The 26,437-nt window shown below is 69.7% G+C and carries 27 protein-coding genes; 13 read left to right on the top strand and 14 right to left on the bottom strand.

Going from position 1 to position 26,437, the window contains the following annotated elements; genetic code table 11:
- Window positions 1–2: 2 nt before the first annotated feature.
- Entirely contained in the window at window positions 3–992 is a 990-nt protein-coding gene (locus tag AB0C30_RS17510; RefSeq protein ID WP_357944498.1) for an endonuclease/exonuclease/phosphatase family protein, read from the top strand.
- A gap of 30 nt (window positions 993–1,022) precedes the next feature.
- Here AB0C30_RS17510 and AB0C30_RS17505 read toward each other — a convergent pair whose 3' ends face one another.
- The 3 genes from AB0C30_RS17505 to AB0C30_RS17495 form a co-directional block, all read right to left on the bottom strand.
- Window positions 1,023–1,607: a DUF2064 domain-containing protein gene (locus tag AB0C30_RS17505; protein WP_357944495.1), complete on the bottom strand. Its 585-nt coding sequence runs from the start codon at window positions 1,605–1,607 to the stop codon at window positions 1,023–1,025.
- Window positions 1,604–2,119: a M48 family metallopeptidase gene (locus AB0C30_RS17500; RefSeq protein WP_225300554.1), complete on the bottom strand. Its 516-nt coding sequence runs from the start codon at window positions 2,117–2,119 to the stop codon at window positions 1,604–1,606. Before AB0C30_RS17500 ends, AB0C30_RS17505 begins: the two co-directional genes overlap by 4 nt.
- A 68-nt stretch (window positions 2,120–2,187) precedes the next feature.
- Window positions 2,188–2,994: an enoyl-CoA hydratase-related protein gene (locus AB0C30_RS17495; RefSeq protein WP_357944492.1), complete on the bottom strand. Its 807-nt coding sequence runs from the start codon at window positions 2,992–2,994 to the stop codon at window positions 2,188–2,190.
- A gap of 137 nt (window positions 2,995–3,131) precedes the next feature.
- On the opposite strand from AB0C30_RS17495, the gene AB0C30_RS17490 reads away from it, so the two are divergent.
- Together AB0C30_RS17490 and AB0C30_RS17485 are read left to right on the top strand one after the other, a co-directional pair.
- Window positions 3,132–4,781 (top strand): hypothetical protein, encoded by a 1,650-nt coding sequence (locus tag AB0C30_RS17490; RefSeq protein WP_357944490.1) that lies wholly within the window; start codon window positions 3,132–3,134, stop codon window positions 4,779–4,781.
- A 61-nt stretch (window positions 4,782–4,842) separates the two neighbouring features.
- The gene (locus tag AB0C30_RS17485) at window positions 4,843–6,177 is read left to right on the top strand and encodes an AarF/UbiB family protein (RefSeq protein ID WP_357944488.1); all 1,335 of its coding nucleotides are present in this window, start codon (window positions 4,843–4,845) and stop codon (window positions 6,175–6,177) included.
- Between the two features lie 177 nt (window positions 6,178–6,354).
- Here the strand turns inward: AB0C30_RS17485 and AB0C30_RS17480 are convergent, their stop codons facing one another.
- The 5 genes from AB0C30_RS17480 to AB0C30_RS17460 all read right to left on the bottom strand — a co-directional run bounded on the left by AB0C30_RS17480 (window position 6,355) and on the right by AB0C30_RS17460 (window position 10,831).
- Window positions 6,355–6,840: an enolase C-terminal domain-like protein gene (locus tag AB0C30_RS17480; RefSeq protein WP_357944486.1), complete on the bottom strand. Its 486-nt coding sequence runs from the start codon at window positions 6,838–6,840 to the stop codon at window positions 6,355–6,357.
- 212 nt (window positions 6,841–7,052) lie between these two features.
- Window positions 7,053–7,394 carry a hypothetical protein gene (locus AB0C30_RS17475; protein WP_357944483.1) on the bottom strand — a complete coding sequence of 114 codons (342 nt, stop codon included), beginning with the start codon at window positions 7,392–7,394 and terminating at the stop codon, window positions 7,053–7,055.
- An 80-nt stretch (window positions 7,395–7,474) separates the two neighbouring features.
- A complete protein-coding gene (locus tag AB0C30_RS17470; protein ID WP_357944480.1) occupies window positions 7,475–8,377 on the bottom strand; it encodes a dihydrodipicolinate synthase family protein in 903 nt (300 codons plus the stop codon).
- A 3-nt stretch (window positions 8,378–8,380) separates the two neighbouring features.
- Complete coding sequence (locus AB0C30_RS17465) at window positions 8,381–9,724, bottom strand: MFS transporter (RefSeq protein ID WP_357944478.1); 1,344 nt, start codon at window positions 9,722–9,724, stop codon at window positions 8,381–8,383.
- A 474-nt stretch (window positions 9,725–10,198) separates the two neighbouring features.
- Complete coding sequence (locus tag AB0C30_RS17460; RefSeq protein WP_357944475.1) at window positions 10,199–10,831, bottom strand: TetR/AcrR family transcriptional regulator; 633 nt, start codon at window positions 10,829–10,831, stop codon at window positions 10,199–10,201.
- A 71-nt stretch (window positions 10,832–10,902) separates the two neighbouring features.
- Here AB0C30_RS17460 and AB0C30_RS17455 point away from each other — a divergent pair, with 71 nt between their 5' ends.
- The 4 genes from AB0C30_RS17455 (at window position 10,903) to AB0C30_RS17440 (ending at window position 13,761) form a co-directional block, all read left to right on the top strand.
- Complete coding sequence (locus AB0C30_RS17455) at window positions 10,903–11,502, top strand: hypothetical protein (protein ID WP_357944472.1); 600 nt, start codon at window positions 10,903–10,905, stop codon at window positions 11,500–11,502.
- Window positions 11,503–11,763: 261 nt separating this feature from the next.
- The gene (locus tag AB0C30_RS17450) at window positions 11,764–12,951 is read left to right on the top strand and encodes a histidine kinase (protein ID WP_357944470.1); all 1,188 of its coding nucleotides are present in this window, start codon (window positions 11,764–11,766) and stop codon (window positions 12,949–12,951) included.
- Window positions 12,915–13,571, top strand: a complete 657-nt coding sequence (locus tag AB0C30_RS17445) for a response regulator transcription factor (RefSeq protein WP_357944467.1) — start codon at window positions 12,915–12,917, stop codon at window positions 13,569–13,571. The genes AB0C30_RS17450 and AB0C30_RS17445 overlap by 37 nt, the downstream gene beginning before the upstream one ends.
- A gap of 7 nt (window positions 13,572–13,578) precedes the next feature.
- Window positions 13,579–13,761 (top strand): hypothetical protein, encoded by a 183-nt coding sequence (locus tag AB0C30_RS17440; protein WP_357944465.1) that lies wholly within the window; start codon window positions 13,579–13,581, stop codon window positions 13,759–13,761.
- Between the two features lie 198 nt (window positions 13,762–13,959).
- Here AB0C30_RS17440 and AB0C30_RS17435 read toward each other — a convergent pair whose 3' ends face one another.
- From AB0C30_RS17435 to AB0C30_RS17415, 5 genes are all read right to left on the bottom strand, one after another.
- The gene (locus AB0C30_RS17435; protein WP_357944464.1) at window positions 13,960–14,154 is read right to left on the bottom strand and encodes a hypothetical protein; all 195 of its coding nucleotides are present in this window, start codon (window positions 14,152–14,154) and stop codon (window positions 13,960–13,962) included.
- A 44-nt stretch (window positions 14,155–14,198) separates the two neighbouring features.
- Window positions 14,199–14,468 (bottom strand): WhiB family transcriptional regulator, encoded by a 270-nt coding sequence (locus AB0C30_RS17430; protein WP_185068409.1) that lies wholly within the window; start codon window positions 14,466–14,468, stop codon window positions 14,199–14,201.
- A 125-nt stretch (window positions 14,469–14,593) separates the two neighbouring features.
- A complete protein-coding gene (locus AB0C30_RS17425; RefSeq protein WP_357944461.1) occupies window positions 14,594–14,860 on the bottom strand; it encodes a hypothetical protein in 267 nt (88 codons plus the stop codon).
- Between the two features lie 96 nt (window positions 14,861–14,956).
- Window positions 14,957–15,841 carry an acyl-CoA thioesterase II gene (locus tag AB0C30_RS17420; RefSeq protein WP_357944459.1) on the bottom strand — a complete coding sequence of 295 codons (885 nt, stop codon included), beginning with the start codon at window positions 15,839–15,841 and terminating at the stop codon, window positions 14,957–14,959.
- Window positions 15,842–16,123: 282 nt separating this feature from the next.
- Entirely contained in the window at window positions 16,124–18,187 is a 2,064-nt protein-coding gene (locus AB0C30_RS17415; protein WP_357944619.1) for an ATP-dependent DNA helicase UvrD2, read from the bottom strand.
- Window positions 18,188–18,435: 248 nt separating this feature from the next.
- Here AB0C30_RS17415 and AB0C30_RS17410 point away from each other — a divergent pair, with 248 nt between their 5' ends.
- Both AB0C30_RS17410 and AB0C30_RS17405 read left to right on the top strand, forming a co-directional pair.
- Window positions 18,436–19,242: an alpha/beta hydrolase gene (locus tag AB0C30_RS17410; RefSeq protein WP_357944457.1), complete on the top strand. Its 807-nt coding sequence runs from the start codon at window positions 18,436–18,438 to the stop codon at window positions 19,240–19,242.
- A 65-nt stretch (window positions 19,243–19,307) separates the two neighbouring features.
- Complete coding sequence (locus AB0C30_RS17405; RefSeq protein WP_357944454.1) at window positions 19,308–19,556, top strand: glutaredoxin domain-containing protein; 249 nt, start codon at window positions 19,308–19,310, stop codon at window positions 19,554–19,556.
- A 198-nt stretch (window positions 19,557–19,754) separates the two neighbouring features.
- On the opposite strand, the gene nudC is transcribed toward AB0C30_RS17405, so the two are convergent.
- Complete coding sequence (nudC, locus tag AB0C30_RS17400; RefSeq protein ID WP_357944452.1) at window positions 19,755–20,729, bottom strand: NAD(+) diphosphatase; 975 nt, start codon at window positions 20,727–20,729, stop codon at window positions 19,755–19,757.
- A gap of 175 nt (window positions 20,730–20,904) precedes the next feature.
- Here nudC and AB0C30_RS17395 point away from each other — a divergent pair, with 175 nt between their 5' ends.
- From AB0C30_RS17395 to AB0C30_RS17380, 4 genes are read left to right on the top strand one after another with little or no spacing between them, the layout of a single operon-like run.
- The gene (locus AB0C30_RS17395; RefSeq protein ID WP_357944449.1) at window positions 20,905–22,005 is read left to right on the top strand and encodes a siderophore biosynthesis protein; all 1,101 of its coding nucleotides are present in this window, start codon (window positions 20,905–20,907) and stop codon (window positions 22,003–22,005) included.
- Complete coding sequence (locus tag AB0C30_RS17390; RefSeq protein ID WP_357944446.1) at window positions 22,002–23,582, top strand: IucA/IucC family protein; 1,581 nt, start codon at window positions 22,002–22,004, stop codon at window positions 23,580–23,582. The genes AB0C30_RS17395 and AB0C30_RS17390 overlap by 4 nt, the downstream gene beginning before the upstream one ends.
- On the top strand, window positions 23,583–25,253 hold the full coding sequence (locus AB0C30_RS17385; RefSeq protein ID WP_357944443.1) for an IucA/IucC family protein: 1,671 nt from the start codon (window positions 23,583–23,585) through the stop codon (window positions 25,251–25,253).
- Window positions 25,250–26,341: a type III PLP-dependent enzyme gene (locus AB0C30_RS17380; protein ID WP_357944441.1), complete on the top strand. Its 1,092-nt coding sequence runs from the start codon at window positions 25,250–25,252 to the stop codon at window positions 26,339–26,341. Before AB0C30_RS17385 ends, AB0C30_RS17380 begins: the two co-directional genes overlap by 4 nt.
- The last annotated feature ends 96 nt before the right edge of the window (window positions 26,342–26,437 follow it).

Here is a 26,437-nt window from a genome sequence, read left to right as displayed (position 1 = left end):
ATGTGCACACCGAGAGCTCAGTCGGCGGCACGATCGTTACACCCGCCCGCAAACGGCGTAAGTTCCCCGGCACCACGCTGACCTGGCTGGCCCTGACGCCGTTCGCGGCCTGGGCACTTACCAGGGTGACGGGGCTCGAACGCGGCTCGCTGGCCACCCAGCTCATGACCGCCACGCCGTACGCCGCCGCGGGCTCGCTCGTCCCGCTGCTGATCGCCGCGCTCAGCCGCAAGCGCGCCGCGACCGCGGTGGCGCTGCTCACCACGGCCGCTTTCGGCTTCGCCGTCCTGCCCAGGGCCCTGGGTACGGCCGACACCACGGCGGGCCGGCCGTTCCGGGTGCTCACCATCAACATGCTGTTCGGCAGGGCCGACCCGCAGACGATCCTCGACCTGGTGCGCCGCTACGAGCCTGACGTGCTGAGCACCCAGGAGCTCACGCCCGACGGCGTCGAGGCGCTCGACGCGGCCGGGCTGTCCGGGTTGATGCCCTACCGGGTGCTGCAGGAGGAATGGTCCGCGAGCGGCAGTGGGCTCTACTCCAAGCATCCGCTCAAGCCGATCTACAACCTGGTGCCGCCGGTCGGGCACAACATGCCCGCGGCGATGGTCTCGCTGCCCGGCGGCAAGCCGGTGGAGTTCGTGGACGTACATCCCTTTCCGCCGCTCGGCCCCCAGGTGACGCAGTGGATCGAGGCGCTGGACGGGCTCCCCGCGGCTTCGGGTGACACCGTGCGCGTCCTGGCGGGCGACTTCAATGCCACGCTCGACCACACACCCATGCGCCGGCTGCTGTCCCGCGGCTACAAGGACGCCGCCGCCCAGGTCGGGGCGGGGCTGATCCCCACCTGGCCGGCCAACAAGCGGGTGCCGCCGATCATCACGATCGACCATGTGCTGGTGGACCAGCGGGTGGGCGTGAAGGAGGTCAGCGTGCACACCGTGCCGCGCACGGACCATCGGGCGGTGTTCGCGGAGCTCAGCGTGCCTTGAGTTCTTGGGTTCGCTTTGGGTTCGTGGAGCTCAGTGCGCCTTGAGCAGTGCCCTGAGGTTGTCCCAGCCCTCCAGGCCGGGGTCGAGCCGGGTGAGGTCTTCGGGGGTGCGCAGGCGGTGCCAGCCGGGGCCGGTGGCCACCATGCGGCGGCCGGGCGCCTGGGCGCGCAGGGTCGTCACCGGGTCGGGGTCGTCGAGGTCGGGGTCGGCCCATTCGGGCATGGGCAGGCCGCAGGCCAGCGCCACGGCTCCGCCGTCCTCGGCCGGACAGAGCGTGATCTGGGCGCGGCCGAGCTCGCGGAAGAGCTTGCCGACCAGCAGGGGCGGCAGGTCGGGCGCGTCGGCGCCGATCACCACCGCCTGATCACCGTCGAACCGGCTCATGATGGCCTTGAGCGGCTCGTCCTCGTCGATCGTGAGCACTTCGGTGCCGGGCCAGACGATCGCGTCGAGCCCCGGGACGCTGGTGACCAGGACGGGGGTGACGAGTTGGAGTCCGGCGACCATCTCGTAGGTGTCCTCGGCCATGGCCTCCAGGAACTCGTCCGGATCCATGCCCTCCGGAGCGGCCTGCGCCATGCTCTGCCGTACGAGGACCGCGGCTATGCGCGTCAACACTCCTCCGGTGCCGTGTGGGCGGCGGCGGAGAATCCTTCGAGGAACCCACGCGCCCGCTCCGCCTTGGGATATTGTTCGACCAGCGCCCAGAACCTGGCGCCGTGGCTGGGGACGAGCAGATGTACGAGCTCGTGGATGATCACGTAGTTGATGACCCACTCAGGTAGACCCTTGAGGCGGGTCGAGATCCGGATCGTGCCGTTCTCCGGGGTGCATGATCCCCATCGATGCTGCTGATTGTCCACCCAGCGCACACTGGCGGGCATGGCCCTGCCGTGGAGATACTTCGCCGACAGCTCTTTGGCCCGCTCCAGGAGGGCCTCGTCGGTCGGTCTTCGCCGGTTCTCCTTGGCCGCAAGCCGATCGAGCATCCGGCTCACCCATTCATCAGCGTCTTCGCCGCTCAGCCAGGCGGGCAGGAGCACGATCGTCTTGTCGCCGTCGCGGTAGGCGGAGACCGTACGCCGGCGACGAGAACTGCGACGGACCTCGACTGTCTCGGGGGGCACATATGCACGTTAGCCGAGACTGGCGAAATTCCACAGAGGGGAAGAGGTTGTTTCTGCTGGTCAGATGATTAAGACCCGGTGAATTTGGGCATGCGCCTTTCCCGATGCGCGGTCAGTCCCTCGATCATGTCGGCAGATGCCATGGTCACCGGCTGCGCGAGAGACTCCCAGCGCAGAGCGGCGTCCAGGTGTTGATGGTCCTGGTTCAGGGCGACCTTGGTGAGTCTTGTGGCAATCGGGGCGTTCTGCGCGATGGTCTGGGCGATGGCCTCTACTTCCGACATAAGGTCATTTTTCGGGAAAGATTGATTTATAAGACCTTTAGCGGCGGCTTCCGGTCCCATGACCGTGCGGCCGGTCAGCAGCATCTCCCTGCCGAGGGCCTCCGCCCTCCTCGGCAGCAGGTACGTGGCCGCCATCCCGGGATGCAGACCGAGCTTCGTGAACGGGGCCAGCAGCTTTGCGTCGTCGGCGGCGTACACGAGATCGCAGGCCAGCGCGACGCACAGACCCGCCCCCACCGCCGGGCCGTTGACGGCGGCGATGGTCGGCACCTCCAGCTCGGTGATGGCCAGCCACGTGCGGTAGAAGGCGAGCATCCGGTCACGCAGCTTCGGCACCGTCTCCACCCCGCGTTCCCCCAGCCAGGACAGGTCGCCGCCGGAGGAGAACGCGGTGCCGGCCCCCGTGACGATCACGCAGCGGACGCCCGGGTCGACGGCCAGGGCGGCCATGGTCTCGCGCCACTCGTCGGTCATGCCGTCGGTCATGGCGTTGCGTCTGTCGGGGCGGTTGAGGGTGATCAGTACGGTTCCGTCGTCTCTGCGGTCCACCAGGAGTTCGTTCGTGGGGGTTGTGGGGTTCGTGGCGTTCATGGGCTGAGCGTAACGGCGGGGAGTTGTCCACAGGAGGTGCGATTGTTCGGCGCTCGGGGCCTTGGTGGCGGAGAGTTATCCACAGGCGGCTCGTAAGGCGCTCGGGATCTTGGTTCGGGGTGGCAGTCTTGCCCGCCATGAGGCCACGTGTGAAGCCCGCCCTCCGGCGGATCGTCCGCGACGAGCAGACCCTGCAACTGGGGGCGCATCCCCTGCGGGCCGTCCTGGTGACGGGTTCGGTCCACCGGTGGGTGTCCGGGCTCGACGGCACCCGCGACCTGGGCCAGGTGCTGCGTGACGGCGCCGCCGCCGGTCTTGCCGAGGCGGACTGCCGGGCGATGCTGGATCGACTCGCCGAGCAGGGGGTGCTGGAGGACGCGGCGCTCCCACCCATTCGCCTGTCTCTCGGGGAACGTGATCGCCTGGCTCCCGACCTCGATGCCCTCGATCTGGGCGGCGGCTCGTTCGCGCGGCGGCGGCGGGCGCGGGTACGGGTCTACGGGGCCGGGCGGGTGGGGGCGCAGGTGGTGGGGCTGCTGGCAGCGTGCGGGGTAGGGGCGATCCGTGTCTTCGACGAAGGGCCGACCCGGCCGTGCGACCTCACGCCGGGTGGGCTGACGTGGTCGGAGCTGGGCATGAGCCGCCAGGACGGGGCGGTGGCGCTCGCCCGCCGCCTCACCTCCGGCAGCCCACCGCCGCCGGCCCCGGCGCTTCCGGGCCCGACGGCTCCAGGCCCGACGGCTCCAGGCCCGACGGCTCCAGGCCCGATGGCTCCAGGTCCGGCTGCCCGAGGTCGGGTGACTCGAGGCTCCGCGGCGCCTGCCCCGACGGTCCGAGGCACGGCCGCTCCAGGACCTACGCCCCAAAGCCCTGCGGCTCCAAGCCCGACCGCCCGAAGCGCCACCGCCCGAGGACCCGCAGTTCCAAGCCCGGTGTCTCAAGGCACAGCAGCTCCAAGCCCGGCCACCCGAGGCACGGGGGCGGGGGCGACGTCTCAAGGCTCTGCGGCTCCGGGCCCGGCCGCCCGAAACGACACCGCCCGAGGCCCCGCGACTCCAGGCCCGGTGTCCCGAGGCACGGCGGCTCTGGGCGACGTGGCCGAGGGACGGCCCGGTGGGCCAGGCGGGCCGGGTGGGACCAATAGGCCGGGTGGACCGGCGGTTGGGACCGATGGGACGGATGGGGCAGGTAGGCGAAGTGGGAATTCGTCGCGTTCCCGTGCGGCGGCCCAGCTGGCGGACGGCGCCGCGCTTCCCGGCACGCCCTCGATGCCGTCGACCGACGCGCGGGCCGGTGGCCCTCACCTGGGTGACGGCTCCGACCGTCCCGATCTGGTGATCCTGGCCCCGGTCACCCCGCTGGACGGCGTACTGGTCAACGACTTGACCGTCCTGTCCATCCCCCACCTGCTCGTGTCCGCCTTCGAGGGCCACGGCTCCGTGGGACCGCTCGTCCTCCCCGGCGAGACCGCCTGCCTGCACTGCCTCGACCTGGCGCGCCGTGACACCGACCCCGCGTGGCCCATCGTCACCGCGCGACTGGGCGGCTACCCACCCGGCGAGATCGCCTGCGACGCGACCCTGGCCACGCTGGTGGCGGCCGCCGCGACGGGCCACGCCCTCGCTTACATCGACGGTCGCGACCCTGTTGTGACCAACGGCACACTGGACGTCATGCCTGATTGGCAGTGGAAAACCAGGTCATGGACCCAGCATCCGCAATGTCGTTGTATGCGAAACGATCCGTATCGCCCAGAATGGTCATGTCAGTCGCAAGCGATGGGCTGACGCAGTACGGGGAACCTCGAAGGGGGGAAGCGGTGTCTCAGCCACGATGCCGCGCTTCAGTGTGAGCGATCTGCCGCGCCGCGCCGTAACGCGTTCCGCCAAGCTGGCCACTCTTCCACTCGGCTACGCCGGCCGCGCCGCCCTGGGGCTCGGCAAACGGATTGGCGGCAAACCGGCCGAGATCGTCGCCCAGGAGATCCAGCAGCGCACCGCCGAACAGATCTTCAAGGTCCTCGGCGAGCTCAAGGGCGGAGCGATGAAGGTCGGGCAGGCATTGTCCATCTTCGAGGCTGCCTTGCCTCAGGAGATCGTCGGGCCCTATCGCGCCACGCTCACCAAGCTGCAGGAATCGGCCCCGCCGTTGCCCGTGGCCACGGTCCACAAGGTGCTCGCCGAGCAGCTCGGTGACGATTGGCGCGACTACTTCGAGTCGTTCGACGACCGGCCGACCGCCGCCGCCTCGATCGGCCAGGTGCACCGGGCGGTCTGGCATGACGGCCGCGACGTGGCGGTGAAGATTCAGTATCCGGGTGCGGGCAAGGCCCTGCTCGGCGACTTCGCCCAGCTGTCGCGGCTCGGCAAGCTCTTCGGCGTGCTGATGCCCGGCCTCGACATCAAGGCGGTGCTGGCCGAGTTGCGCGAGCGCATCGCCGAGGAGCTCGACTACCTGCGCGAGGCCGAGGCCCAGCACGCGTTCGCCCTCGGTTTCATGGACGACCCCGACTTCCACGTTCCCGACGTCGTCGCCGCCAACGAGATGGTGCTGGTCACCGAGTGGATGGACGGCACTCCCCTGTCCCAGGTCATCGCCGACGGCACCAAGGAGCAGCGTGACCACGCGGGGCTGCTCTTCGTCCGCTTCCTGTTCTGCTCACCGGCCCGCGTCGGCATGCTGCACGCCGACCCGCACCCCGGTAATTTCCGCATACTCGACAACGGCAAGCTGGGCGTCCTCGACTTCGGAGCCGTCAACCGCCTGCCCGACGGCTATCCCAGATCCTTCGGGCAGCTGACCCGCATCTTCAACCAGGGCGACATGGACAGCGTGGTCGCGGGCCTGCGCGCCGAGGGCTTCATCCGCCCAGAGATCGAGGTGGACGGCGACGCCCTGCGCTCCTTCCTCTCCCCCTACGTCGAGCCGACGGCGGTCGAGGAGTTCACCTTCAGCCGCGAATGGTTCCAGGCCCAGGCGGCCAGCGTCACCGACCTCCGCCCCACCAACGTGGTCCGCCAGCTCAACCTGCCGGTCTCCTACGTGCTCATCCACCGGGTGCACGCGGCGGGCGTCGGCGTCCTCTGTCAACTGGGCACCACGGCCCGCTTTCGAGACGAGGTGATCCGCTGGGTCCCGGGTTTCGCCGACGACCCCGACGACGAGGCGCTGCCAGTCAGCTGAGCCCAAATGTGACCATCGCTCGCCGTTCATGACGGTGAGCGATTAGCCACACGTAGCCGGTCAGCCGAGTCCAGCTGCGGCCGCTCGCCGTACATGACAGCGAGCAGTCAGCCACCCCGTAACCGGTCAGCCGAGCCCAGCTGCGGCCCCTCGCCGTACATGACGGCGAGCGGTTCGTCACACGTAGCCGGTCGAGCCGTCGGGGCGGATGGGCAGGGCGCGCTCCCAGTGGACGTAGTCGTCCGCCTTCAGCGCGGCCTCGTCGATCTCCCCCACCCGGCCGGGCCGATCCGGGCGTAGCTCCAGATAACCGTCCACGGGCAGGTACGGCACCGGACTCCAGGTCTTCTCGCAGGGCTTGTACTCCGGCATCTTCAGCCCGTGATGCGAAGCGGCGAAGTGCACGTTCACCGCTGTCGCCAGCGGGCCCATCGGGTTGTGCGGGGCCACGCTCACGAAGTGCGCCTCGGCGATGGCGGCGATCCTGCGTATCTGCGCGAGTCTGCCGCCGACGCAGATGTCCGGCTGGATGATGTCGGCGCCCCCCGCCGCCAGCAGGGTGAGGAGGTCCTGCGGCAGGAACAGGGACTCGCCGGTGGCCGGGGGCACGTCGAGCTGGGCCGCAAATGCCCCCAGGCCGGCCGGATGGGCTACTCGCACCACAGCGGGTCGTGCGGGGTCAGCGCTTTCCCGAGTTGGATCGCCTGGCGCGGCTCGAAGATCCGGGCGTGCGCGTCGAAGGCGTACTCCCGCTCGGGCGGGCTGATCGAGCGGATCTCGGCGAATTAGTCCACCGCCTCCCGGCAGACGTTCCCCCAGCGCCCGGCGTGCAGGTCGCGGCGGTACAGGCTGAGTGTGAAGGCGGTGAAGCCGTACTACTCGTTCAGCGATTGCGTGAGGTCGCGGCACACCGACGGGTCGGGGGCGGTGTAGACGCCGCAGTAGACCGGGACGCGGTCCCGTACCTGCCCGCCGAGCAGCAGGTACACCGGGAACCCTGCGGCCTTCCCGGGGATGTCCCACAACGCGTGGTCGATCGCCGAGATCGCGGCCAGCCTGATCGCGCCCGGCGGGAACCGGGCCTCCTGGATCAGCCTGCGCACCACATACTCGACTCGCCTTGGATCGACGCCCTTGATCTGCTGGAACATGTACTCCAGCACCGGGAGGTGCGCGTAGTCGGGGCCGTGGTTGTACGCCTCGCTCCAGCCGGTCACCCCTTCGTCGGTCTAGATCTTCACGAGCAGGCGCGGACGCTCTCCGACACGCCGCATGTACGTCTTCAGCGCGGCGACCTTCATGTCGTCCCTCCCCAAACCGCCAGCACGGATGCCACTTCCTCCCGTACGGCCGGCGGCAGCAGGCGGCTCGGTGGACGCACGTCGCGGCGACACAGGCCGAGCTGGGCCAGCGCCTCCTTGACCACCGACACGTTGTCGGCCGAGGCGTCCGCGCCACGTAACTCCTCGAACCGCCGGATCAGGTCCCACACCTCCATGACCGCCGGATAGTCGCCCGCGCGCAGCGCGTCGCGCATCCGCAGCGTCAGCTCCGGGGCCGCGGTGACCAGGCCGGAGGTGAAGCCGCGGGCGCCGACCGCCCAGTAGGCCGGTGTGTACGGTTCGGCAAGCCCGCACAGCCAGACCAACCGGTCCAGTCCGGCGTCACGGGCGACAGAGGCGAAACGCACCGGATCCGGGACGGCGTACTTGACGCCGATCACGTTCGGGCACGCCTCACTGAGGCGCGCCACCTGCGCGCCGGCGACGCGCGGGCTGCGAATGTAGGGGACGATGCCCAGGTCGGGGAGCGCGTCCGCGATCTCGCGGTGGTAGTCCACCCAGCCGTCCACCGACAGGTACGGATGGACAGGCTGGTGCACCATCACCATGCGTACGCCGTGATCACGGGCGTGGCGAGCGGCCTCGATGGCACCGGGGACGTCGAGGCCGACCCCGGCGAGCACGGTGGCGTCGTCTCCGACGGCGGCCACAGTGGACTCCAGCACCTGGCGCCGCTCGTCCGGGGTAAGGGCGTAGAACTCGCCGGTGTTGCCGTTGGGCGTGATCACGTTGACGCCCGCGTCGACGATCCTTCGTACCAGTTTGGCGTTCGTGTCCAGGTCGACGGCGCCGCCCGCGTCGAACGGCGTTACGGTGACGGCCACGACGTCGGCCAGTTTCTCGGTCAGGTCAAGCATCGATCAACCCCTGCTCTCTGCGGGCGTATCCGGTGTCGCACCCTCGTTGAGCGGCCGGATCCGCACGACGAACCCGTAGATCAGCGTGCCAAGAATCGCCATCGCGCCCGCGAAGAGCATCGGCCCGGTGTAGGAGTTACCGCTGATCGTCAGGAAGACGCCGATGAGGATCGGGCTGATGATGTTGCCGATCTGCGAGCCGAAGTTCTGGAAGCCCGCGACCGAGCCGACCACCGTGGATGACGGAGCGACCTCGGCCGGCAAGCTGAGAATGGCCGCACCGGCGAAGGAGTGGGCACAGTTGCTGACGGACAGAAGAACCATGACAGCCACGTTCCCTGGGACGAACGTCGTCAGCGCGATCGTGGAGGCGAGCAGCATCCCGCTGATGATCGGGATCTTGCGGGCCCGGGCGATGGGGACACCGCGCCGTACCAGCCAGTCGGAGAAGGCTCCGCCCGCGACCGTGGCGGCCACACCGAGCAGCGCCGGGATGGAGCCGAACACGCCGAGTTGGAGGATGGTGAATCCCCGGTCCTCCACGAGGTAGCTCGGATACCAGGTGAGGAAGAACGCGCCGGTGGCCGAGCGGCAGATGTAACCCAGCACCAGCCCCCATACCGTGGGGTAGCGCAGCAGGGACAGCCAGCGCATCGGCGTGCCGGTCTGGGGCACGGCCGCGTCGCCGCTCTCGATGTAGTCGAGCTCCGCCTGGGACATCTTCGGATGTTCCTGCGGCGAACGGTAGATCTTCAGCCAGCCGATGACCCACACCAGGCCGGTCAGGCCGATCACGACGAAGGCCGTACGCCACCCGAAAGCGGCGATGAGCCCCGTGACCACCGGGACGGACAGCGCGACGCCGACCTGCTGTCCGGTGTCGAACAGGCTGGAGGCCAGGGCGCGTTCCCTGCGCGGGAACCAGGCGGAGACCACCTTGATGTTGGCCGGCTGCACCGGCGCCTCACCGATGCCGAGACCGAGCCGGCAGATCAGCAGCGTGCCGAACCCACGGGTCAGGGCGGTGGCGGCGGTCCACAGCGACCACCACACGACGGCGATCGGGTAGACGACTCGCGGGCCGAAACGATCGAGCAGCCAGCCGGAGGGCAGCTGGAAGATCGCGTACGTCCAGAAGAAGGAGGAGAGCAGGATTCCTTTCGTGGTCTGGTCGAAGCCCAGGTCGTGCTGCATGTACGTGCTGGCGACGCTGAGGCTGGACCGGTCGAGGTAGGCGATCGTCAGACCGGCGCCCGAGAGCGCGATGATGGTCCAGCGAAGCCGCGACCGTGCGGGCCGCGCTGTCGCAGGTACGGTCTGGGCGGGCATGGCGGAGTTAGACTGCATTCAAGCTCCATGCTGCAGGTCAGTGCAGTGGCCACGCCGGACCGGCCGGAATGCGTTCCCGGCGGCGCCGCGCCAACGGCGTTCCCGAGGTCCGTGCGGTCCGGTGTGTGGTTCAAGGAAGCGGAGCCGTTGCGCCGGTGTGGTCCGTGTCCTCGGGCCACATCGGACGACCCCCTCACGATCTCCCTTCTTGTCAGGGGAAAGTCCCTGAAGTCCTAATTCACGCGACTGTAACCTAGATTCCGGTCATATACGAGATGCGATGTAAGATATCTTTTGAAACCCTGAGCGCATTGCGGGTGTAGGCCAGGTCCAGGTCCTCGCGGGGCAGGGTCGCCCTGGAGGTGATCAAGCACGCGATACTGACCGGCGCACTCCAGCCCGGCCCGGGCCCTGTACGTGGGCTGCGGCGACCCGGCACCCTGGACGCCCTCCGCGACCAGACCGCCCTGATCTCCGCGGCGGCCAGGAGGGTTAACGGGGACCGGGCGGCTCGGCCGATAGGCGCAGGCCTCTGAGCAGGGCGCTCACCCCGTCGGCGAGCACGCGCGCGCCCTCCTCCCGCGAATCCAGGAACCAACCGGGCAGCGGACTGCGCAGCGAGCAGGTGAGCTCGATGCTGACGAGGCCGTGGATCGTGGTCCACACCAGGTAGGCCATCCGGGTGGGCTCTGCTAAACCCGCCATGGCCTCGGTGAGCAGGCTGAATGTCCGCCCGAGCGCGTCCTGTCGCAGCTCCGGCGACGGGTCGAAGTCAGGCAGCGGCCGCTCGAACATCAACGCGTAGAGCGCCGGATCGGCCAGCGCGAACTCTCGATATCCGCAGGCCACCGCCATGATCCGCTCGTACGGCTGCGAGTGGCCGTCGAGCGAGCTCAGCAGCGCCTCTCGCAGAACGTCGAACCCGTACCGATAAACCGCTTCCAGCAGCCCCGCCCGCCCACCGAAGCACGTGTAGATGCCCATCGTGGACGTCCGCGCCTCGTCGGCCACGCGCCGGAGCGTCAGGTGCGCCGCCCCATGCTCGCGAAGAACGCGCATGGCCGCAGCGAGCAGGTCGCCGCGCAACTCGCCGACTTCTTTCGAGGTGCTTACGTCTCTCCGCACCCTCCTTACCCTAACGGGCGATAACGAACATCATAACGAGCGTTATCACCCATCGAGATAGGGGCTCTGACATGCGTTCATCGGCTCTTTACCGCGCCACCGCCATGGCCGGGTTCGCCTGCGCCGTACTGCTGGTGATCAACGTCTTCCGCCGCGCGGGCCTGCTGCCGGAGACAACGCTAACCCACGCCATCGCCCCCTTCGGGGCGTTGACCGGCTTACTCGCGATCACCGGCCTCTTCCTGCTCATTCGCGGTACGGCCGGCGCTCTCGGCCTGATCGGCTACCTGCTCAACGCCGCGGGCCTGGCCGGGGCCTACGCCATCGAGTACACCCTGCACTACGTCTTCCCGCTCCTGGGCAGCGCCAAGGTGGCCGAACTGCTGGCCGGAGGCACCGGGCAGGCATTCCTCATCACCTCGGTCGTACTGCTGGCGGGGGTTCTGACCTTCAGCATGGCGGCGCTGCGGGCGGGCAGGCTGCCGGCCCTCGCGGTCGTGCTCTACGCGGCCGGCATGATCCCCGGGGCACTGCGGAACGTGGTCCCGCTCCCGGTCTATCTGATCGGCCTGGCGGTGGCGGCCGCGGGAATCGCCTGGATGTCGGCCCGCCTGTGGTCGGCCCAGGAGGACCCGGCGCTCCTGCCCGCTGGACGACGGATGCCCGCTTAGTCCGCCAGTGACATTCGGGACGGTCCCGGCCCCGGCAGGAGGCCGGGGATCGGACTCCACCGACGGTAGGCATCTGCCCCAAGGCCGTCACCTGACGGACAGCCGGTCCTGGCGCTGGAGCACGTGTGGCCAGGTCTGGTGGAGCGCTTCCTCCCGGCTCTTTCCCTCGGCCTGCGCCCACCACGAAGGGGGGGATTTCTCCCCCTCCGTGGTGGGGCTGCGCCTACCGCCTACACGGTGCCAAGCGGGCAGACTGCTGAGGTGAGCAGGATTCAGCGCGTCTTCCGAGCCCCCGCCGGGCTGCTGGTGAACGCCGCCACGGGCGTGGCGGCGTGGCTGCTTCTCCTCCTGCTGGCGGGGTGCGCACTGCTGGTCCCTGTGGGCGGGCTCGGCCGGCCGCTGCTGGCCCGCGTGCTCGTCCTGGTCCGGGCCCTGACCGGTTTCCAGCGCGCCCGAGCGGCCCGGACGCTCGGCCACGAGATCGTGGAGGCGCGTCGGCGGGACCCCACCACGCGCGACGTGGCCTGGCTGGCCGTCCACGCCGTCGTCGGACCGGCCTGCCTGATCACCATCGGCCTGGTCTCCTTCGGGGCGGTACTGTCCTTCGCCGGCGTGATCGTTGGCCTGCCCACGGCGTCGCCGACGGGGTCCATCGGGTTACCCAGCGGGGTGATAGCGCTCGCCCTTTTGCTGGCCATCCTGGCCTTCACGGCGATCACGCTCGTCGCGGTCCCGTTGCTGCACACCCTCCAGGCACGCCTGACCGAACGGCTGCTGCGGTCCACATCCTCCCTGGCGGGACGGGTCAGGGAGCTGACCGAGTCCAGGGCGGCGGCCATCGACGCGCAGGCCGCCGAGGTGCGCCGGATCGAGCGCGACCTGCACGACGGCGCGCAGGCCAGGCTCATCGCGGTACGGATGAACCTCGGGTTGGCCAAGAGCGCAAGCGACCCTGATCAGATCCGCGAGCTGGTAGGAGAGGCGTGGGAATCCGTCGGGCAAGCCCTCATCGACCTGCGCGACCTGGTGCGCGGCATCCACCCGCCGGTGCTCGCCGACCGAGGGCTCACGGGCGCGATCCAGGCCGCCGCACTGCTCTGCCCGATCCCGGTGGAGATCGACATCGACCTGCCCGCCCGTCCGGCGCCGCCCGTCGAGTCCGCGGTCTACTTCGCAGCCGCCGAAGCCCTGACGAACGTGACCAAGCACAGCACCGCCGCCAAGGCGTGGGTACGGCTGCGCCACGAGGGCGGCATCCTGCGGCTGACCGTGGGCGATGATGGACGCGGCGGCGCCGATCCGGCGGCCGGGACCGGCCTCGACGGCATCCGGCGCCGCCTGTCAGCCTTCGACGGAACACTCGCCGTACACAGTCCCCCCGGCGGCCCAAGTCAGCTCACCATGGAGTTACCGTGCGCGTTGTCATCGCAGAAGATCTCGCACTCCTGAGAGACGGCCTGGTCCGCCTGCTGTCGGCGCACGGCTTCGAGGTGGTCGAGGCCGTCGACAACGCGCCGATGCTGCTCGACGCACTCATCCGGCACCAGCCGGACGTGGCCGTGATCGACGTACGGCTGCCGCCGACACTGACGGACGAGGGGCTGCGCGTCGCTCTTGAAGCGCGCAAGAAGCAGCCGGGGTTGCCCGTTCTGATCCTTTCGCAGTACGTCGAGCAGCTCTACGCCCGCGAACTGTTGTCCGACCATGCCGGCGGAGTGGGCTACCTGTTGAAGGACCGGATCGGCGATGTGGAGCAGTTCGTCGACTCGGTGCGCCGGGTGGCGGCGGGCGGCACCGCTATGGACTCCGAAGTGATCTCCCAACTTCTCACCCGCCGGGAACGGGATCAGCCGCTCGGCGAGCTGACCCCGAAGGAGCGCGAGGTGCTCGCGATGATGGCCGAGGGCATGTCCAACGCCGCGATCGCCGGCCGCCTGTTCGTCACGGACAAGGCGATCGGCAAGCACACCAACAACATCTTCGCCAAGCTGGGACTACCGCCGTCCGACGACCACAATCGCCGGGTGATGGCGGTCCTTGCCTACCTCGAAGCCGAACCCGGCCAGTAGCTGCCGGGTGCTGGACGCCAAACCGCTCGACAACATCGCCAGCACCCGGCGGATCCACGCCGTTGTCGCCCGCGGTCGGTTCATCTCGCCCGAAGAACGTGCGAAGATGCTCGCCGACGTCGAAACGGCCGCGAAGGACCCGACGACCGTAGCGACCCCGATCAGTGGTTGCGGATGCGTCGGCCCCTGAACGCGACGCGAGCCAGGCGCTGGATGCGTCGATCCCTGAACGCGAACAGCGGCCGGGCGCTGGATGCGCCCGGCCGCTCACTCACTCCGCGTGGATCAACGGAACAATTGGCTAGCTAGATCGACTGCGTGGAAAAACCGCTGGATCAACTAAGAGCCCGCAACGGGAGATCCTGCGCCGGCGGCAGGATCTCCCATGTCAGACCCCCTGGCCAAGAGCCCGGTTGAGGCGCTCGTTCGCCCGCTCGACATCGCGGCGTGCGCGCTGCACACGACGGATGCGGGCGGCGAGACGCTGCTCCTCGGCTTCGCGGTGGAGGGTTTGTATTCGGTCATTTACCAGTTCATGGTAGAGATACGGCACCTTGAGGCTCCTCGTGGAGAACGGGTTCATCTGTCTGTCTGCTTTCTGCTCGATGGGGACGGGGGGATTGTGGGTCAGGCAGCGACCGGGTGCTTCCGCGGACGACCGCGGGGCCGCTTGCGGGGAACAACGGCTCCCCGGAGGATCAGTTCGCCGCCCCAGACGCCCCACGGCTCCTCGCGCTCGAGCGCGCGAGCCAGGCAGGCCTTCTGGATCGGGCAGCCGCCGCAGAGCGCCTTCGCGAACTCCACGTCCTCCGGCGACTCTGCGAACCACAGGTCAGGGTCGGTACGACAGGGGATTTTGGCTTCGTCGATCAGGTCCATGATCGTCTTCGCCCCCATCACGTTCTCCTTCTGATCGATCTTTTTGATCTCGGTCGGGCACCTCGTGGGTGGTCGGGGATCACGGACAAACAAAGAGGCCGCGGATCCGTCTGCGGATCCGCGGCCTGGAGGCTTGTTGCCGGTCAGGTTATGACCGGCACATCCCTCCAGGGATGCGGACCACGCAGTCCACCCTTGGTGATCTGCTGGGTCGGCAATTCACTGGCTGCTGCCACGTACACAGGAGCGCTCGGCGCGGCCGCTGCATAGCGGGCATGCGCGAACACGGCGGGCTCCTGGCGACGGGCAGACTTCTGCTGCCGCGGCTTGGCCGGCCCATCGGCGAGCCTCACCAGGTCACGACATGCGAAGGCGAGCCACGGCGTGGCCGACATGTTGATGCTGATCACTGGGACTCACCTCCACTCTGGGATCGTCGGGCAGGACCGCCCGACTCGCTTGACCATGACCCTAAACCGGGAACCCGAGACCCGGCAACATATTTTCTACCTGCGATTTTGTGACTTTGTCACGCGGATCATGGCCTCCTGTACGACGGAGACGACGAGGTCACCGGGCGCAGTGAACATCTCACCCCGCGCAAGCCCCCTCGCTCCTCCGGACCAGGGGGACTCATGTGCGTAGAGCAACCAGTCGTCCGCCCTGAACGGCCGGTGGAACCACATCGCGTGGTCCAGCGAGGCCCCCATGACATCGGACGCGCCCCACGCCATGCCGTGCGCGAGCAGGATCGTGTCGACCAGCGTGAAGTCGGACGCGTAGGCGGCCAGCACCACGTGCAGCAGCGGATCGTCGGGGAGATCCGCGTCGTAGCGGAACCACACGTTGGTCTCGGCGCTGCGCAACTCGGGGTTGCGGTGCGCCTCCCATGTCAGGGGCGAGGCATAGCGCGCGTCGACCGGCCGCGGCCGAGACAGCCACTCCTTGTATTCGGAGTTGTCGCCGACGATCTCCGCCATCCGCTCCTGAAAGGTCGGAAGCGTCGAAGGATCGGGTACGACCGGCATCACGGACGCCTGATGCTCGACGCCCTCCTCGAAGACGTGGAACGACGCGGACATGGTGAAAATGGCCTTGCCATGCTGGATCGCCTGGACCCTGCGCGTGGTGAACGACCGCCCGTCACGCAACCGCTCGACGTTGTAGACGATCGGGATGGACGGGTCGCCGGGGCGGATGAAGTAGGCGTGCAGCGAGTGCACGTTCCGGTCGGAAGGCACGGTACGACCGGCGGCGACGAGCGCCTGCGCGGCCACCTGCCCGCCGAAGACGCGCTGAATACGCTCCTCCGGGCTACGGCCACGGAAGATGTCGAGCTCGATCTGCTCCAGGTCGAGCAGATCGAGCAATTCCTTCAACGCCTCGTTCACGAATCCCCCTACCAACCACTATTAGCCCCTAAGTCTGGCGTGCCCCCACACTTCCCACCAACCCGGCACCCCTTTACAGCTGATCTCTTCCAGAGACCGGGTACGCCACGCGAATGGAGCAACCGGCTGAAAGGCCGCAGCGGACCACGGACACGGCCAAGGGACGCGACGTAACGGCGGGCCGCCGGGGAAGCTGGTAACCGTATCCCTGGAGGGCCCTCAGCCATGTACGGGGGTTGGCGCCTTCCCGTGCCTGCCGTACAAAAGCCGTATTAAAAAGGCTCACGCGCGGCACAGCGCGAGCACGGCATCCCCGTAGCGGTCGAGTTTGACGCGGCCGATGCCCGTAATAGACAGAAGGTCCTGCTCGGTGACCGGCGCGCGCTCAGCGATGGCCTGCAGTGTCACGTCGGTGAACACCACGTACGGCGGCAGCTTGGCCTCCTTGGCGGTGGCGGCGCGCCAGGCCTTGAGCCGCTCCAGCAGCGCCTCGTCGTAATCGGCCGGACAGGTGACGCACCGCCCCAGCTTCTGCTCCGTGGCCGCCACCAGCGTCTTGGCGCACACCCGGCAGCTGACCGTAACGGCGACCGACCGCCGCTCACGTGTAACCGAACCGGAGCCAACACCGACGCCGACGCCGGACCCGACAGTGGCGGCGCGCGCGGGGCGGCCGGTGAGGCCGTCGAGGAAGCGGGACGGGCGGCGTCCCTTGCGGCCGCCGGGCGCACGTGCCAGGGCCCAGGAGATCGACAGGTGCTCCCGCGCCCGCGTCACCCCCACATAGAGCAGGCGCCGCTCCTCCTCGATCTGCTCCGGCGTCTCCGCGTAGACGATGGGCAGCATCCCGTCCGTGACGCCGACCAGGAAGACCGCGTCCCACTCCAGTCCCTTGGCGGCGTGCAGGGAGGCCAGGGTGACGCCCTCCACGGGCGGGGCGTGCTGCTCGGAGGCGCGCCGCTCCAGCTCCGCGACGTAGGCGGCGAGGTCGGCGCCCTCAGCGGCCATGTCCTCGGCGAGGTCGGCCAGCGCCTTGAGCGACTCCCACTTCTCGCGCGCCTTGCCGCCGCCCGGGGCCGTGGGCGTCAGGCCGACGCCCGCCAGGATGTGGTGGACCTCCGTGGCCAGCGGTTCCTCGGAGGCGGATCTGGCGGCACCGCGCATCAGTACGACGGCGTGCCGCACTTCGGGGCGTTCGAAGAAGCGCTCGGCGCCGCGCAGGACGTAGGGGATCTCGGCCTTGGACAGGGCCTCCTCGTACGCCGCCGACTGGGAGTTGACGCGGAACAGCACAGCGATCTCGCGGGATTGGACGCCCTGGTCGAGCAGCTTCCTGATCGCCCTGGCGACTCCGGCGGCCTCGGCGGGCTCGTCGTCGTAGTCGGCGAAGACCGGCCGGGGGCCGTCGGGCCGCTGGGCGACGAGTTCGAGGCGGTGCGGGGAGCGGCCCTTGGCGATGACCAGGTTGGCCAGGTTCACCACCTGGGGGGTGGAGCGGTAGTCGCGGACCAGCTTGATCACGGTGGCCTTCGGGTGTTCGACGGCGAAGCCCGTGAGGTAGCGCGGCGAGGCACCGGTGAAGGAGTAGATGGTCTGGTTGGGGTCGCCGACCACGCACAGGTCGTCGCGACCGCCGAGCCAGGTGTCGAGCAGGAGCTTCTGCAGCGGGTTGACGTCCTGGTACTCGTCGACGACGAAGTAGCGGTATTGCTGGCGGATCTGCGTGGCGACCTCCTGGTGCTCGGTCATCACCGCGGCGGTCAGCTCCAGGATCGTCTCGAAGTCGACCAGGTGCCGCTCGCGCCTGATCCGCTCGTACGCCTCGTAGAGCCGGGCCACCTCTTCGGCGGGCACCGGAGGCGTCCTGGAGGACTTGGCGGCGGCCGCGGCGTAGTCTTCGGGGCCGACCTGGGTGACCTTGGCCCACTCGACCTCCGCCGCGATGTCCCGCAGCTCGGACCGGTCCGGATTTTTCCGGATCTGGCGGCAGGCTTCGATCAGGATCGGCAGCTTGGATTCGATCACCGAGGGCGCTTCGCCGCCGATGACCCGCGGCCAGAAGTAGGTGAGCTGCCGCAGCGCCGCGGCATGGAACGTCCGCGCCTGCACCCCCGGCGCCCCCAGCGCCCGCAGCCGCTGCCGGAGCTCCCCCGCCGCCCGTGTGGTGAACGTCACCGCCAGCACGCTGGGGGCGTCGACGACCCCGCTGCGTACGGCGTGGGCGATCCTGTGGGTGATCGCCCTGGTCTTACCCGTGCCCGCACCTGCGAGAACGCACACGGGACCGCGTACGGCCTCGGCCACCTCGCGCTGCTCCGGGTCGAGGCCGGACAGGACATCGTCCACGTTGGTCACCTGTCAATCCTCCCAGCCAGTGGCGGTGAAGGGCTCCATTCTGGCAACATGCCGCCCGTCGTCCGAATCGTGCAAAGATGCAAAGAACTGGTCTCTTCCCCCACAATGGGGCCCGACCAACTGCATGGGGGAAAGGGCAGGCCGTGCGAACTGCGGTGCTCGTGAGCGTTGTCGCGCTCGCTGCCGTCACGTTGACACCGATGTCGGCGCAGGCAACGAAGGACCCGACACCGAGCCCCGTGTCGACCACGTCCCCCGACCCGTACGGGCTCAGTGGTTTATCCACCGAGACCGTCTCGTACGGCTCGCGCCGCCGCCAGGACATGGACGTGTGGTGGACCTCGGACGGTACCAAGCGACCTGGCGTCTTCCTGATCCACGGCGGCTGGTGGTCCAGCGGCGACAAGAAACAGATGACCGAGATCGCCCGTAGTTACGCTGATCTCGGCTACACGGTCTTCAACATCAACTACCGGCTCTCCGGCGAGGCGTCGTGGCCCGCGCAGCGGATCGACGCTATGGCCTCGATCGCCCTGGCGCGCAAGCACGCCGAGCGCTGGTCGTTCGACCCGAACAACTACGTCGTGGTGGGCTTCTCGGCGGGCGGGCACATCGCCGCGGCGGTCGGCACGTACGGCGACGGGCAGCGGGGGCTCAAGGGCGTGGTCGGGCTCTCGCCGATCATCTCGCCGCTGCGCGCGTACGCCGACGGCGCGACCTCCACGGACCCGTACAAGCGCAAGCTGCGCGCCTCGGCGATCAAGCTGGCCGGGGGGTGCCTGCCCAGGGGCAAGTGTTCGCGCGTCTGGGCCAGCATGGAGGTGGCCTGGCACGCCAGCCACAACGACGCGCCGGTGCTGACCGTGCACTCCACGGACGAGTTCGTGCCGCCGGCGCAGAGCCAGCTGCTCAAGGAGATGCTCGGCCAGGTCGGCGTGCCTGTGACGATCTTCACCTCACCCGGCGTCGCGCACAGCGCACCTCTCTACCGCGAGGTGGGCGTGGCCGAGCGGGTGCAGGAGTGGATCGCCGATCGCATCGGCTAGGGATTACCCGGGGCGTCCAGATTGTTGCACCGACCGCCTGCTTTACGCCTCGAAGGGATGTCCACATGGCGCTCACGGTCTACAGCACCACCTGGTGCGGTCCCTGCAAGCGACTCAAGTCGCAGCTCACCCGTGAGGGGATCAGCTTCGACGAGATCGACATCGAGCGGAACCCCGATGCCGCCGAGTTCGTGATGAGCGTCAACAACGGCAACCAAGTGGTGCCCACTGTGGTGATCGAGACCCCCGCTGGGCGGGTGGTCCGCACCAACCCGTCGGCCCGCGAGGTGAAGGCGCTTCTCGAGGCGGCCTGAGGTCTTTGTCTGATGGGCTCGGGCCCCAGCGGAGAAGCTGGAGCCCGAGAAGAGTGGCCTAGCATGGCCACGAGGGCCTGGGCGGTTGGTGCGCCCAGGCCTCCTAGTTCAGGTGACTGTCGAGCTTGTGCTCCAGGAGCTTGATGTCGACCTTGAGCTGAAGCACCGCGCTGAGTATGGCGCCGCTCGCCGAGTGACTTACCAGTCCCCTGAAAGCGGTCCCCCGTACCAGGTCTCGATGAGGCGGCGGGCGATCGAGACCGGTGGCGGCAGGCGGACCTCGCCCGACTGCAGGGCCTCCACCAGCTCCTCGCGGGAGAACCAGCGGGCCTCGGCGATCTCCTCCGCGTCGGGGGTGAGGGTCGTCGTGGTGGCGTGGGCGAAGAAGCCGAGCATCAGGCTGCGCGGGAACGGCCACGGCTGGCTGCCGAGATAGCGAGGGTCGACGACGGTGACGCCCACCTCCTCGGCCACCTCGCGGATCACGGCGTGCTCCAGCGACTCCCCCGGCTCCACGAACCCGGCCAGGATCGACAGCCGTCCCTCCGGCCACTGCGGGCCGCGGGCCAGCAGGCAGCGGTCGTCCTCGTCGCGGACGAGCATGATCACCGCTGGGTCCACGCGCGGGAAGTGCTGGCTGGAGTCACGCGGGCAGACCCGGATGTGGCCGCCCGCCTGCACGTCCGTACGGCTGCCGCAGCGCGGGCAGAACTCGTGCGTCGAGTGCCAGGCCTCCAGCGCCACCGCGTAGACCAGCATCCCCGCGTCGCGGTCGCCCAGCAGGCCGCCCACCTGGCGCAGGCCCGCGACGACCAGCTCGCCCTCGGCCGTGTCGCGCAGGCTCATCGGCATCGTGACGCGGCCGTTGACGTCGCCGGCCCGCGAGCCGGGCAGCGGCGCGGCGACCGCGAAGTAGGCGGTCCCGTCCTCGACTCCCAGCAGGTAGCGCTCGCCCGGCGGCGCCTCCGATGGCGCGTAGAGGACCGCGTGCACCTCGTCGCCGGCGCGCTTGACCAGCGTCCGGCCATCGTCGATCACCAGCACCTTGGTCGCCGGATCCGCCCAGGCACGCTCCAGCCAACCGGCGTTCGCCCGCAGCGCGGACGACCTGTCGATGGTGCCGCGCGCGAGGAGCAGCGGTCCGATGAGTTGCTCTTCCACCCTCGTCTGCACGGGCCCCACCCTTCCCAAATCCCATGTCATCCTATGACCGCCACCGAATGTGGGGTCTTGTATCCGGGATGATCTCCCAACGGCTAGGATCAGCGAGTTAGGTTAGGCTTACCTGATTCTCCGGGGGTATCTCGCGTTGCGGCTCTACCTGACCGCGCTCAAACCCACTGATTCCGTGACCGATGGGTTCCTGCCCGCCGCCGAAGCCCTGGGCTGTCGTGTGACGATTCTCACCGACCAGCCGGAGCGGCATCCCGGTGCCGTCGGGTGCGACGTACGGGATCCGCGGGCGGTGATCGACGCGATCGAGCAGCTCGGCCGGCCGGACGCGATCTTCTCCAACTCCGACCACCTCCAGGCGGAGACCGCGCTGGCGGCGGCCTACTTCGGGCTGCCCGGCAAGGACTGGCGGGCCTGCCTGGCGGCCAAGAACAAGTTCCTGATGCGCCGCCGGCTCGCCGAGGCGGGGGTCGAACGGGTCTCGTCCGTACGGCTGGCGCCCGGTGACCCCGTGCCCGGCGACCTGCCGTACCCGCTGGTCGTCAAACCGCGCGAGGGGGTCGCGAGCGAGGACGTGCTGCTGGTCGAGCGGGACCTGGCCGGAGCGGTGGCGAAGGTCAGGAAGCGGCGGCCCGGCGAGGCGCTGGTCGTGGAGGAGTACCTGGAGGGGCCGCTGCGCACCCTGGAGACCCTCGGGGACGGCGACGGGGTACGGGTGCTCGGCGGATTCCGTACGACGCTCGGGCCGTTGCCGCACTTCATCGAGGAGCGGCTGGACTGGACGCCGCCCGATGGAGCCCGTGAGCACGTTCTGGGCGCGTTGGCGGCGCTCGGGGTGGGGTTCGGCGCCTGCCACACCGAATACATCGTCACCCCGGCCGGGCCGCGCATCGTCGAGGTGAACTATCGGGTGATCGGCGACCACTGCGACTTCCTGCTGGCCGACGTGCTCGGGGTGCCGGTGTTCGAGTGGATCCTGCGGGTGCATCTGGGTGAGGCCGTGCCTGCTGTGCCGGATACGTCCAGGTACGGCAGCGCGGTCAGCCTGGTCGCCGACCGGTCGGGGACGATCACGGCGGCGCCGGGGGCGGAGGAGCTGGTCTCCCAAGGCGTACGGCTGTGGCACCGGCCGCTTCGGGCGGTGGGTGATGTCGTCGAACAGACCCATACGAACCGCGACTATCTCGGCGTCATCCGGGCCGTCGGTCCGGACCGGGCGCGGGTGGACGCGGCCATCGAGGACTTCCGTGCGGCCAAGCCGTGGACCGTGGGATGAGCACGGGCGAGGCCGCGGATCGTGAGAGGCGTACGCGGGAGGCCGCGAGCCGTGGGATGAGCTCGCGCGAGGCGTATTTGGCCAGGCGGGTGCTGGACGCGCTGCTGCGCGAGGACTACGGCGGGCTGTCGGCGCGGGTGGCCAGGAGCCGTGACGGCGTGGAGCTGGAGCTGGCCGGCGGGCGCCGGGTACGGCTGGTGCCCGGGCTGCTGTTCCAGGACTTCGTGGTCGGTCCCGACGAGCGGCTGGGGCTGGCGGAGGTGCTCGGCACGCTGGCCGAGGTGGCCGATCCGGCCGACGCGCCGGGTGTGGCGGCGTTCGCCGAGGAGTGCGCGCAGGCGCTGGCGGCGCTGGAGCTGCACGACGTACACAGGGCCGAGGTGCTCGCCCGGCGGCCGTCCTACGAGTCGCTGGCGGCGTTCGTCGACCATCCGGTCTATCCGACCTCCCGAGCGCGGCTGGGCGTGCCCGCCGCCGCGCTGCCCGCGTACGCGCCCGAGTTCGCGCCGTCGTTCGAACTGCGCTGGGCGGCCGTGCCCCGCCGCCTGCTGACGCCGGGCTCCACCGCCGTGCCGACGCCGTTTCCGGCCCATCCGCACGCGACCCACGAGGCACGTCCGCACGCGATCCAGGAGCTGCGGGCCGACGAGGTGCTGTTTCCCGTTCATCCGCTCACCGTCGACGAGGTAAGGAAGATCGACGGGGTGCGGCTGCTCGGCGAGCCGTGGCTGACCGTGCGGCCCACACTGTCGATGCGGACCGTGGAGCTCGACGATCGCACCCACCTCAAGCTGCCCCTGCCCACCAGCACCCTGGGGGCACGGAACCGGCGGTCGATCAAGCCCGGCACCCTGCGCGACGGCGCCATGGCCGAGCTGCTGCTGCGGCGCCTGGCCGACCCTGACGTGCTGGTCGCCGACGAACAGACCTACGCGCACGCCGGGCACGAGTATCTCGCCTGGATGGTTCGGCGGCTGCCGGAGGGGCGGATGGTGCCCGTCGCCGCGTTCAACGCCCCCGGTGTGCTCCAGGAGGTGGGCGACGTGCTGCCCGGCTATCTGCGCCTCCTGCTGCGGTGGAACGTACGGCTGTTCGTACGCTACGGCGTCGCGCTGGAGGCCCACCAGCAGAACCTGTCGCTGGTGTTCCAGGACGGGCGGATGAAGCTGCTGGTCAAGGACAACGACGGGCTGCTGGCGTCCCCTTCGAGGCTCGCCGCGGCGGGTGTCGAGGTGCCCGCGTTCGCCGACGAACGGATGTTCACGGACGACCCGCACGCCCTGGCCGACGTGTTCGTGACCATCACGCTGCATCTGGCGGCGGCGGCCGTCGTGTTCGGGGCCCTGCCGCCCGACCGGGCCGCCGCCCTGTTGCGCGACACGCTGGCCGAGGCGCTCGACGAGTACGGCGACGACCCCATGGCCCGGCTGCTGCGGGCCAGGACGCTCGACGCGGCCAGGCTCACCGGCAAGTCGATGATCACCGCGGGGACTCTCGTGGCCAAGGAACGCTCCGGGGCCCGGGACATCAACAAGTTCTACGGCACCAGCGGGCCCAACTATCTGAGGAGAGCTTGAATGCACGGTCTGGTCCTCGACTCGCCGGCCAACCAGGTCTCGGCGGTTCCGCCGACCTCACCGGCCTCATCACCGGCCGCGCTGGCGGAGGAGGCGACGCTGGGCGCCCTGCTGCGGTGCTGTGTCCGGGAGGTGGCCGGGCCGCGCGGCCTGGTCTGGCCCGCGCCGCCGTACCTGCTGCTGAGGGTCGGGGGCACGCTGCTGCGGGTCCGTACGTACGGCGGTGCGGCGTTGCGCTTCGACGGCCGGCCTGAGCGCCTGGACCGTGGTGCCTGGCGGCCTCTCACGACCGACGAGCTGGTACGGCTGGCGGAGGCCGACCTGACCGGGCAGGCGGCGCCGGATTTCGATGGCCCGGACTTCACCAGCCCGGACTTCGATGGCCCGGCAGCCAACGGGCTGGCGTCCAACGGGTCGGCCGCCAACGGTGAGTTCGCCGGGCAGGTGGCCGCGAGCCGTGACGCGGTCGCCGCGATCCTGGCGGCCAGGGCCGAGGCCGTGGCGCCCGCCGATCCGTGGCTGGCCTCCGAGCAGGCGCTGGTCTACGGACACCGGTTCCACCCGAGCCCCAAGTCGCGGGGTGGCGCCGACTGGCTGCGGTTCGCGCCCGAGGCGCACGCCGAGTTCCCCGTACGGCTGCTCGGTGTCCGCGCGGACGTGCTCGCCGAGGAAGGCGACGCCTCGGCCCTCGACCTGCTGGGCGAGGCGCCGTCCGGCTACCGGCTGCTGCCCGCCCACCCGTGGCAGCTGGACCTGCTGCGCCCGGCGTACGGCGCCGAGCTGATCGACCTGGGCCCCGGCCCCGTGGCCGTGCCGACCTCGTCGGTGCGGACCGTCTACGCGCCTGCGGCGGAGTCGTGCCTGAAGTTCAGTCTCGATGTCCGCATCACCAACTGCGTACGCAAGAACGCCTGGTACGAGCTGGCCGGAGCGGTTGAGCTGACCTCCCGCCTGACGCCGGTGTTCGAGGCGGTCTCGGCCACGCATCCGGGCACCCGGTGGCTGCCCGAGCCGGGCTACCGCTCGGCCGCGCTCGGCACCCGCCTGCTCGAAGGGCTCGGCGTGATCGTCCGGGCCAGCCCGTGGTCCGTGTGCTCCCCCGGGGTCACTCCGGTCCTGTCCGGGGCCCTCGCGCTCGAGGCGCCGACCGGCGATCCGCTCGCGTGGTGGACGGCCTATGTCTCGGTGGTGGCGCCGCCGGTGCTGGAGCTGTACTTCACGCACGGGGTGATCCTCGAACCACACCTGCAGAACGTCCTCGTCGGCCTGGACCCCTCAGGGCTGCCCGTCGAGGCAGTCTTCCGCGACCTGGAGGGCACCAAGCTGGTCACCGGCCGTCACTCGCTCGACGACGTACCCGCGAAGGTGGCCGAGGCCCTGAGCTACGACGCCGAGCGCGGCTGGGCCCGCGTCGTCTACTGCCTGCTGGTCAACCATCTCACCGAGATCGCCGCCACGCTGGCGGGCGACGACGACGAGCTGCTGCGCGAGCTGTGGCGGATCGCCCGGGACGTGCTCGCCCGCCACGCCGGGCCGCTCGGCTGGCCGCTCCCGCTGTCCGATCTGCTGGCCGGCGCGCCGCTCCCGGCCAAGGCGAACCTGACGGTCCGCTGGTCCAGGGCCGCCGACCGGACCGCCGGATACGTCCCGATCGCGAACCCGCTCGCGTGATCACGACGAGAGTCCGCGAAGCCGCCCTGCGGCTCCGTGACGCGCCCGCCTACCTCTACGACCTGCCCGCGCTGCACGACCACGCCTCGGCGGTACGGCGGGCGCTGCCCGGCGTCGAGCTGTACTACGCCGTCAAGGCCAATCCCGACACCGAGCTGCTCAGGACGCTGGCCGAGCACGTGGACGGCTTCGAGGTGTCGTCCGGCGGCGAACACGCCCACGTGTCGGCCCTCTTCCCCGGCAAACCCGGCACGACCGGCAAGCCGCTGGCCCTCGGCGGCCCCGGCAAGACCGACGCCGAGCTGCGCCTGCCCTGCCACCGCCTGCACGTCGAGTCGCCCAACGAGCTGCGCCGCCTGCTCGCCACCGGCCGCAAGACCGACGTCCTGCTCCGGCTCAACCCGGACCTGCCGGTCGAGGGCGCGGCGCTGACGATGAGCGGGCCGTTCGGCATGGACGAGGCGGGTGTACGCGAGTGCCTGCCGCTCTTCACCGACCGCGTACGACTGCGCGGCCTGCACAGCCACCTGGCCAGCGGCCTGGACGCTCCGGAGCTCCTGCGGCTGGCCGAGACGCTGCTGGACACCGAGTACGACGAGGTCAACCTGGGCGGCGGCATGGCGGTCTCCTACGCCGCGCCGGAGTCCCGGTTCGACTGGGCGGCCTACGGCGCCGGACTGGCGGCGCTGCGGCGGGCCGGGCAGCTGGTGCGGATCGAACCGGGGCGGGCGCTTACCGCGTACTGCGGCTACTACGTCACCAAGGTCGTGGACGTGAAGCGGGTACGCGGTGAGGCGTACGCGATCGTGCTGGGTGGCACGCACCACCTGCGTACGCCGGTCACCAAGGGGCACGACCAGCCCTTCACGGTGCTGCCCACAGGCTCCGGTCCTGCTCTGGCGGATGAGCCGGTGACGGTGGTCGGTCAGCTGTGCACCCCGAAAGACGTTTTCGCCAGAAAAGTCGTTATTTCGCTGCGGGTGGGGGACACGGTGGTGTTCGAGATGGCCGGGGCCTATGCCTGGAACATCTCCCACCACGACTTCCTGATGCACCCCAAGCCGGGCTTCCACTACCTGCGGGACTAGGCCCGTCACACGACGGTCTCGGTCCCTGTGACGGCCCGCGGTGGCGGGGGTCCTTCTGGAGATACCCCCTCCGGGGGAGCTGAAGGAAACGGCCCC

It is taken from the genome of Nonomuraea sp. NPDC048901, from assembly GCF_040649695.1.
Taxonomy (GTDB): Bacteria; Actinomycetota; Actinomycetes; order Streptosporangiales; family Streptosporangiaceae; genus Nonomuraea.
The sequence above is the reverse complement of the archived record's forward strand: the minus strand, read 5'-3'. Positions and strand labels throughout refer to the sequence as shown.

Bases quoted from the DNA above. Each gene is read 5' to 3' on its own strand.
- AB0C30_RS17495 (WP_357944492.1), bottom strand. From the start codon at position 2,994: ATGAACGCCACGAACCCCACAACCCCCACGAACGAACTCCTGGTGGAC.
- AB0C30_RS17490 (WP_357944490.1), top strand. From the start codon at position 3,132: ATGAGGCCACGTGTGAAGCCCGCCCTCCGGCGGATCGTCCGCGACGAG.
- AB0C30_RS17470 (WP_357944480.1), bottom strand. From the start codon at position 8,377: ATGCTTGACCTGACCGAGAAACTGGCCGACGTCGTGGCCGTCACCGTA.
- AB0C30_RS17465 (WP_357944478.1), bottom strand. From the start codon at position 9,724: ATGCAGTCTAACTCCGCCATGCCCGCCCAGACCGTACCTGCGACAGCG.
- AB0C30_RS17455 (WP_357944472.1), top strand. From the start codon at position 10,903: ATGCGTTCATCGGCTCTTTACCGCGCCACCGCCATGGCCGGGTTCGCC.
- AB0C30_RS17435 (WP_357944464.1), bottom strand. From the start codon at position 14,154: ATGAACCCGTTCTCCACGAGGAGCCTCAAGGTGCCGTATCTCTACCAT.
- AB0C30_RS17430 (WP_185068409.1), bottom strand. From the start codon at position 14,468: ATGGGGGCGAAGACGATCATGGACCTGATCGACGAAGCCAAAATCCCC.
- AB0C30_RS17405 (WP_357944454.1), top strand. From the start codon at position 19,308: ATGGCGCTCACGGTCTACAGCACCACCTGGTGCGGTCCCTGCAAGCGA.
- AB0C30_RS17390 (WP_357944446.1), top strand. From the start codon at position 22,002: ATGAGCACGGGCGAGGCCGCGGATCGTGAGAGGCGTACGCGGGAGGCC.
- AB0C30_RS17385 (WP_357944443.1), top strand. From the start codon at position 23,583: ATGCACGGTCTGGTCCTCGACTCGCCGGCCAACCAGGTCTCGGCGGTT.